At 70.5% G+C, this 7014-nt stretch carries 6 protein-coding genes; 4 read left to right on the top strand and 2 right to left on the bottom strand.

Annotation, left to right across the window (positions count from 1 at the left end; genetic code table 11):
• Nucleotides 1-511, bottom strand: a 511-nt coding sequence (locus tag ACFU99_RS26970; protein ID WP_384396565.1) for a hypothetical protein, incomplete at its 3' end; no start/stop codon positions are given.
• Nucleotides 512-774: 263 nt separating this feature from the next.
• On the opposite strand from ACFU99_RS26970, the gene ACFU99_RS26965 reads away from it, so the two are divergent.
• Nucleotides 775-1734 carry an aminoglycoside phosphotransferase family protein gene (locus tag ACFU99_RS26965; RefSeq protein WP_384396562.1) on the top strand — a complete coding sequence of 320 codons (960 nt, stop codon included), beginning with the start codon at nt 775-777 and terminating at the stop codon, nt 1732-1734.
• A gap of 33 nt (nt 1735-1767) precedes the next feature.
• The gene (locus ACFU99_RS26960) at nt 1768-2460 is read left to right on the top strand and encodes an antibiotic biosynthesis monooxygenase (protein ID WP_384396559.1); all 693 of its coding nucleotides are present in this window, start codon (nt 1768-1770) and stop codon (nt 2458-2460) included.
• 98 nt (nt 2461-2558) lie between these two features.
• Here the strand turns inward: ACFU99_RS26960 and ACFU99_RS26955 are convergent, their stop codons facing one another.
• Entirely contained in the window at nt 2559-3080 is a 522-nt protein-coding gene (locus ACFU99_RS26955; protein WP_384396556.1) for a GNAT family N-acetyltransferase, read from the bottom strand.
• A 72-nt stretch (nt 3081-3152) separates the two neighbouring features.
• On the opposite strand from ACFU99_RS26955, the gene ACFU99_RS26950 reads away from it, so the two are divergent.
• Nucleotides 3153-4040, top strand: coding sequence for a LysR family transcriptional regulator (locus ACFU99_RS26950; RefSeq protein ID WP_384396553.1), 888 nt, complete (start codon nt 3153-3155; stop codon nt 4038-4040).
• 551 nt (nt 4041-4591) lie between these two features.
• Nucleotides 4592-7000, top strand: a complete 2409-nt coding sequence (locus ACFU99_RS26945) for an SdrD B-like domain-containing protein (RefSeq protein ID WP_384396568.1) — start codon at nt 4592-4594, stop codon at nt 6998-7000.
• The last annotated feature ends 14 nt before the right edge of the window (nt 7001-7014 follow it).

Raw genomic sequence — 7014 nt, 5'->3', positions numbered from 1 at the left:
GCTTCCCATTGACCATGATCTGGGCCGAGGGCACGAGCGCCTTGTCCTTCTTGGGCTCGGGCGCGTTGACCTTCACCGTCGGCTTGCCGGAGGCATCCGGTGGGGTGAATGCCTTGCTCATGGCGTTGAGGCCGGTGGCCAGTTTCTTCAGCGTGGCGGGGTCGCACTTTTCGGGGGTGGCGCCCTGTGCCGGGGCCGAGCCCTTGCCCGGGATGGCGGAGACGAGGCACGCCTTCTTCGTGTCCTTTTCGATGACCGCGCCGACCCAGGTGCTGACGGCTTCGGCCATCGTGGGCCGGCCGCCGGTCTCCGCGCCGGAGCCGTTGGACTCACCGGTCGAGGGCGACGGAGGAGCCGAGGGCGACTGACTACCACTGGCCGAGGACTTCGCGTCGTCGCCGGAGGAGGAGTCCGAGTCGCCCGAGCACGCCGCGAGGAGCGGCGTGGTCGCAAGCAGTGCGGCTGCGGCGGCCCAGCCGATGGCCCTCTTGCCGGACTCTGCTCGTGCCATGTGTCTGCGCTCCTTACTGCTGTGGGGGGGAGGAACTGTTGTGGGGGGACTGCTTGACGCGTCAGCGTCATTGGTCATCGGATGGCTACGACGCAACCCGGAGCTGGACGGTTGCACGAACCATGACAACGCCCTCCGGATCGTAGGCACAGGCGAGGGGTCACGCGAAAGAGCGTCGCCGCCCGTAGGCGCGTCGGGACGTGGGGTTGACGCGCGGGGGAAACCCTTGGACAGAGCACCGCCGTCCGTACAGGATCTGGTCCATGACCGATGCGGAATCCTCCGGCAGGACCCTCAGTACGCGCGCGGAGCTCGCCGTGCGCCTCGCGACCACGGCCGGGCGGCGGCTCGGGCTGCGGGCGGACGAGCCGCGCGTGCTGCACGACGTGTTCAACGTGCTCGTGCACCTCGCGCCGGACCCGGTGGTGGTGCGGGTGCCGACGCTGGCGCTGACGTCTGCGGCGGAGCAGGCGGCGAAGCAGCGCGATGAGCTGGCGGTGGCGGGGTGGCTGGCGGATCGCGGGGCGCGCGTGGTGCGGCCGAGTCCGCTCGTACCGCGGGAGCCGGTGGAGATCGAGGGGAAGTCGCTGACGTTCTGGGAGTACGTCCACGAGGTGGACGCCCTGGGCGACCTGAGCGAGGCGGATCCCGGGCGGCTGGAGGAGCATTTCACCCAACAGGCGGGATGGACGGCGAAGTTGCACGGCTCGCTGGCCGAGTACCCGGGTGAGCTGCCGACGCTCTCCCCGCTGGTGCCCGCGCTGGGCCCGGCGCTCGCCGAGCTGCGTTCGCGGCCCCAGTCGCTGACCGTGGCGGACCTGGACCGGGCCGAACGGGAGTACGCGGCGCTGGAGACGCTCGTACGCGACCTGCCCGCGTATTTCCCCGGCGCGCGCGTGCAGGCGCTGCACGGCGACGCACCGTTCTACAACGTGCTGCGCACCGCCGAGGGCTATCTGTTCAACGACTTCGAGGACGTCACGCGGGGGCCCGTGGAGTGGGACCTGACGCTGGCCGGGCCGCGCGGGATCGCGGAGTACGAGCGGGTGAGCGGCACGCGCATCGACCCGGACCTGCTGAGCGCCATGGAGGGGGCGCGCCTGCTCCAGATCGTGGGCGCGCTGGCGGTCGTACCGAAGATGCCGGAGCTGGGGCCGATGCTGGAACCGATGGTGGCGCAGTGGCGGGCGCGTACCGAACTAACCCTGCCGGAAAGGGCTTGACTTGAACCTCGGTTCAAGTTTGATGCTGGGCGCATGGCTACTTCACCGCCCCCGGAGCCCGGCTCCCCGCGCCAGTTCCCCGACTTCGCCCGGCCCGACGCCGGTACGGCCCTGGTCAGCGAGTGGCTGACCGGCACGCCCGAGCGCTCGCGCGCCGCCGCCGACGCGGTCCTCGACCAGTGGCAGTCCAACGAGCTGCCCGAGGCGCTGCTGTCCCTCTCCAACTTCATCGCCGAGGACGGGGCCGGCATCCTGCACTACGCCCAGTGGACCAGCGACGACGCCCACCGCGCGTACGTGAAGGTGCACCGGCCCGTCATGATCGAGCGCATCGACGCGGAGATCCCCGGCATCGAGCGCCCCGGCCTCACCCGCTACCGCCACTACCGCAGCGTCGTCGCCGACCGCACCACTCCCGCCACCGTGCTGATCGCCGTCCATCTCAAGGCGGACAGCGATCAGCTGCGCCAGGAATGGGTGGACCTCACCACCGACACGGCCGAGAACGAACCTCCGGCCGGCCTGGTCGCCGCGCACTTCCACCTCGCCGAGGACGGCCAAGGCATCCTCAACCTCGCCGAGTGGACGGACGTCCAGGCGCATGCCGAGGCGCTCGAATCACCGACGAGCGGGCTGCGCCGGCGCAACGCATGGTCCGAGAAGCACGGCATCATCTTCGGCGGCTTCAAGCGCTACTACCCGCACCGCGTCCTCGCGGTGAACTGACCCCCGCCCGCAGGCCGGCCGCAGCTCGGGCCGGGCCCCGTACGAACGCGGGGTACGGAGCCGTACGGGGGTCGGCTCCCCCGGTCCGAGCTGCGGCCTCACGCCCCGGCGGCGGGTCGCAGCCGCTGCATCCACAGCGAGCTGATGTAACGGCCGTTCTTCACGGCGTACTCACGGAAGGTCCCGGCCTCCTCGAAGCCGAACTTGCGGTGCAGAGCCACCGACGCGTCGTTCGGCAGGGCGATCCCGGCGAGGACGACGTGCACCGGCGCGTCGTCCAGCAGCCCGAACAGCGCCCGGTACAGGGCCGTTCCCAGCCCCTGCCCCGTCATCCCGCCGCCGAGGCCGACGCTCACCTCGACCGTCTCCCGGAAGGCTTCGTGATCGCGGAAGCGCTGGCTGCACGCGTAGCCGAGGACGTCCCCGTCGCGGCGCGCGACGAGCATCCGGTACGGGCCGGTCTCCGCGAACTGCGCGAACCAGGCGCGGCGTTCGTCCATGGGCAGCGGTCCAGTGGCGAAGCGGGCGTGCGAGGTCGCGGCCGTATGGTCCTGAATGGCGACGATGCCGGGAAGGTCGGACGCGGCAGCGGGGAGAAGGTCGACGTCGATGTGTGACATACGGGCACGCTATGAACGCCGCCGATCATCCAGAACCCCATGATTCGCAGCAGCCGGCCATAGGGTGCGCCTATGGCCCTGGAACTCGCCGACCTGCGCGTCTTCGTCACCGCCGCCTCCGTCGGCTCGCTCTCCGCCGCGGCCCGCGAACTGCGCGCGGCCCAGCCGTCGGTCAGCGAGCGCCTGCGCCGCCTGGAGCGGCTCGTCGGGAAACCGCTGCTCGACCGGTCGAACCGGGGAGTCTCCCTGACGCCCGCCGGGGCGCGGCTGCTGCCGCACGCGGAGCGGTGCCTGGAGCTGGCGGACCGGGCGCTGGACATCGCCCGCGAGGACGACACGCAGGGCACGCTGCACATGACCACGCACGCCAGTTACGCGCAGTTGGCCGTGCCCTTCGTCGTCTCCGCCCTGCGTCCGCTGCGGTACGCGGTGGTGGTCGACGACCAGCACACCCCGAGCGCGCTCCAGCGCGTGGCCGCGGGCACGACGGACCTCGCCGTCACGCTGCCGATGCCGCACGCGCACGAGGTGCGGCTGCACGCGTTCCGCAGCGAGCCGGTCATCGCGGTCTGCCGCCCGGACCACCCGCTCGCGGCGGGCCCCGCGCAGGGCTCCTGCGACATCGCCGGGCTGAGCGGCCACCCCCTCGCCGTGAACCGCTGGGGCACCGGCGCGGACCTCTTCCACGAGCAGCTCCTGGACGCCCCCACCCGCGCGCATCAGCTGTACGAGATCAGCTCGGCCGAGACCGCGGCCGACCTCGCCCGCTCCGGGCAGGCCGTCGCCGTCCTCACCCGTGCCACGGTCGAACGCGACCTCGCCGCCGCCGCGTTGGTCCGACTCGACGTGCGCGACATGCCCGAGTGGCGCGTGGACCTCATGCTCGCCCATCACCGCGCCCGCGCCGCGGAACCCGCCATCGCGGCGGTAGTCGCCGCTTTGACCACAGAGCGTCCCTGACTGAGCGTTTCGCCCTGTGAGTTGGGGTTGGTTCCCGAAGGATTCTCCGGACGTTCGGAGAACTGTCGCGGATTCTGATGAATACCCAGGATTCAGCTGGTGACGGTGAGACCCAACAGATAAGATTCGCCCGCTCGTTGTGGTGATCGGCGGGGTGGGCGGGGGGACGAAGGCGCCGTGATTGAGCTGCGAACACACGCGGTCTCGGTCGTTCTTACCGAGGTCGTGGACGCACGTTCGCTTTTTCTGGCCCGCGGTGCCGGTATCGCACCCGCACCTCCTCATATGACCATCACAAAACGGTCCACGCAACGGCCATGGGCCCTTTCCCTTCCCTGACGTTCACGCCCGGCGTTCGCGCCTGGGGTCACCAAGTGGACGTACGGCAAGAAGCGAGCGCTTCGTTCTGACGACAAGAGAAGTGTGACGACAAGAGAAGTGTGGAGAGTGATGCCATGAACCGAGGCAGAGACTCGCGCCGGTTAGCCGCGAGACTTGTGGAGCCGTCGGCGCGCATCGGGTTGTCTGTTCTACTGCTGGCGGGCGGCGCCCTGGGAGCATCGGCCGGCCCGGCCGCCGCCTCGACCGCCGACGGCACGCTGACGGTCGAGGTGCTCCGCGACTTCTTCGGCACCGGCGTGATCAACGCGACGATGGACGTGCCGCAGCGCGGCATGAAGGTGACGGTCACCGACCCCGCCGGGCACACCGTCACCGGCGTCACGGACGCCACCGGAAAGGTCGTGGTATCGCCGTCGACCGTGCTGAGCGGCGGCGAATACCGCGTCGACGTCAGCATTCCGGCCCCGTACGACGGCCATCTGCGAGCGGCGCCCGCGTCGACGCAGGAAAACCATTTCAACAGCTTCACGTCGTTCGTCGATGTGTCGGACGGCAAGAACGCCTCGGTGGTGACGGGCGTGTGGAATCCGGCGGACTACGCACTCCCGGACTCCCGGTACTTCGTACCGGTCCACAACGGAGCCAACGGCACCGACAAGCGGGCATTGGTGGCGTTCGGCACGAAGGTCCGGGGCACGTGCCCCACCGACGTGGCGTGCCCGACCACGCTGGCCACCCAGGACCAGGTGGGCACGACGTTCGGCCTGGCGTACGACAAGCAGCGGACCCAACTGTTCCAGAGCGCGTTCGCCCGCCGGTACACCCCGTACGGGCCGCAGGGCAACGGCGCGATCTACACCGTGCCGACCGACGGCTCCAGCGCGCCGAAGCTGTTCGCGAAGGTCCCGGACGTCGGGGAGACGCGGCACGACACCGCCGACCTGATCAAGGACCCCGGGTTCACCGACGCGCCGGGCAAGGAGTCCATCGGCGGCCTGGCCCTCTCCGAGGACGGCTCCACGCTCTACGCGGTGAACCTGAAGACCCGCAGCCTGGTGACCTTCGACGCGACAGGGGCCACCGCATCGGCGCCCGAGTCGACGGTCCCGATCCCCGACCCGGGGTGCGCGAGCCCCGAGGACTGGCGGCCGTTCGGTCTCCAGGCCCACGACGGCAAGCTGTACGTCGGCGGCGTGTGCAGCGCGGAGAGCACGCAGCAGCGCGCGGATCTGAAGGCGTACGTCTCCACGTACGACGGCAAGCGGTTCAGCACAGTGCTGAGCCACCCGCTCACGTACAAGCGCGGCAGCGTCTTCGGCGCGGGCGACAAGGGCTCCCACTGGAACCCGTGGAACACCGGCCTGGACACCTGGGACGACCGGAAGTCGGGCACCGTCTTCATCGACCCGCAGCCGGAGCTGTCCTCCCTCGCCTTCGCCCGCGACGGATCGATCATCCTGGGCTTCCGCGACCGCTTCATGGACGTGCTCAGCTGGGGCGGGCTGGACCCCCGCCCGGGGAACGGCACGGCGGAGAACGGCATGTCCGGCGGTGACATCACCATGGTCTGCGCCACTCCCACCGGCGAATACCAGTGGGAAGGCACCGGAAGCTGCCCCAACCACGCCACCACAGCCAACAGCGGCGGCCAGCCCTCCGACGTCGTCGAGTACTTCCCTGGCGACTCCTACGCCGGAGCGCACCAGGAGACCGCGCTGGGGTCGGTGGCCTATATCCCGCAGCAACAGTGGGTCGTCAGCACGGAGTTCGACCCGGTCGTGAACGTCGCGACCTCCGGGACCGGCTACCACGACATCACGACCGGCCAGGGCCCGGGCAACAACCCGAAGGCCAACGGGTTCCAGTTCGTCAGCCAGGAACAAGGCGGATTCGGCAAGGCCGGCGGGCTCGGCGACATCGCGTACGCGGCGGCGAACGCGCCGATCCAGATCGGCAACGTCGTGTGGTTCGACGGCGACCACAACGGCATCCAGGACGCGGGACACGTACTGCTGCCGGACGCGACGATCAACCTGCTGGACGCGGACGGCAAGAAGGTCGCCACCACCAAGACCGATGCCGCCGGTGAGTACTACTTCGGCGGTGTCGGCGCCGCGTACGAGCTCACGCCCGGCGCGAAGTACACGGTGCAGTTCGACGTGTGCACCGCGGACACCGGCAAGGTGCCCGAACAGCCCCCGGCGAGCGAGCTGAGATTCACGCTCCCGCGGGCCGGAGCCGACCGCGCGCACGACTCCAATGTGACGCCGCCGACCAGCGGACAGCTGTGCGACGGCTACGCGCCGGTCACGGCGCCGGACAAGCCGGGCGGGGTGGATCACACCATCGACGCCGGGGTGTACATCCCGAAGGAGACACCGACACCGACCCCGACTCCCACCCCCACTCCGACGCCGACGCCATCGGCGCCCGGGGCCTCCACGCCGCCGTCGCCCGCACCGCCCGCCAACCACCCGGCCCCGGCCGGCGGCGGAGGTTCGCTGGCGCACACCGGCACACCAGGGCTGGCCGAACTGATCGGCATGGCCGGTCTGCTGGTGGGCGCGGGCCTGGTCATCGCGTTCGTGACCCGGAACCGTCACGCCCGGCGCCACTGAACGCACCGCATAAC

Source organism: Streptomyces sp. NPDC057654, from assembly GCF_042800135.1.
GTDB lineage: Bacteria > Actinomycetota > Actinomycetes > Streptomycetales > Streptomycetaceae > Streptomyces.
Note: the sequence above shows the minus strand (reverse complement) of the source record. Positions and strands in the feature narration are given on the sequence as shown.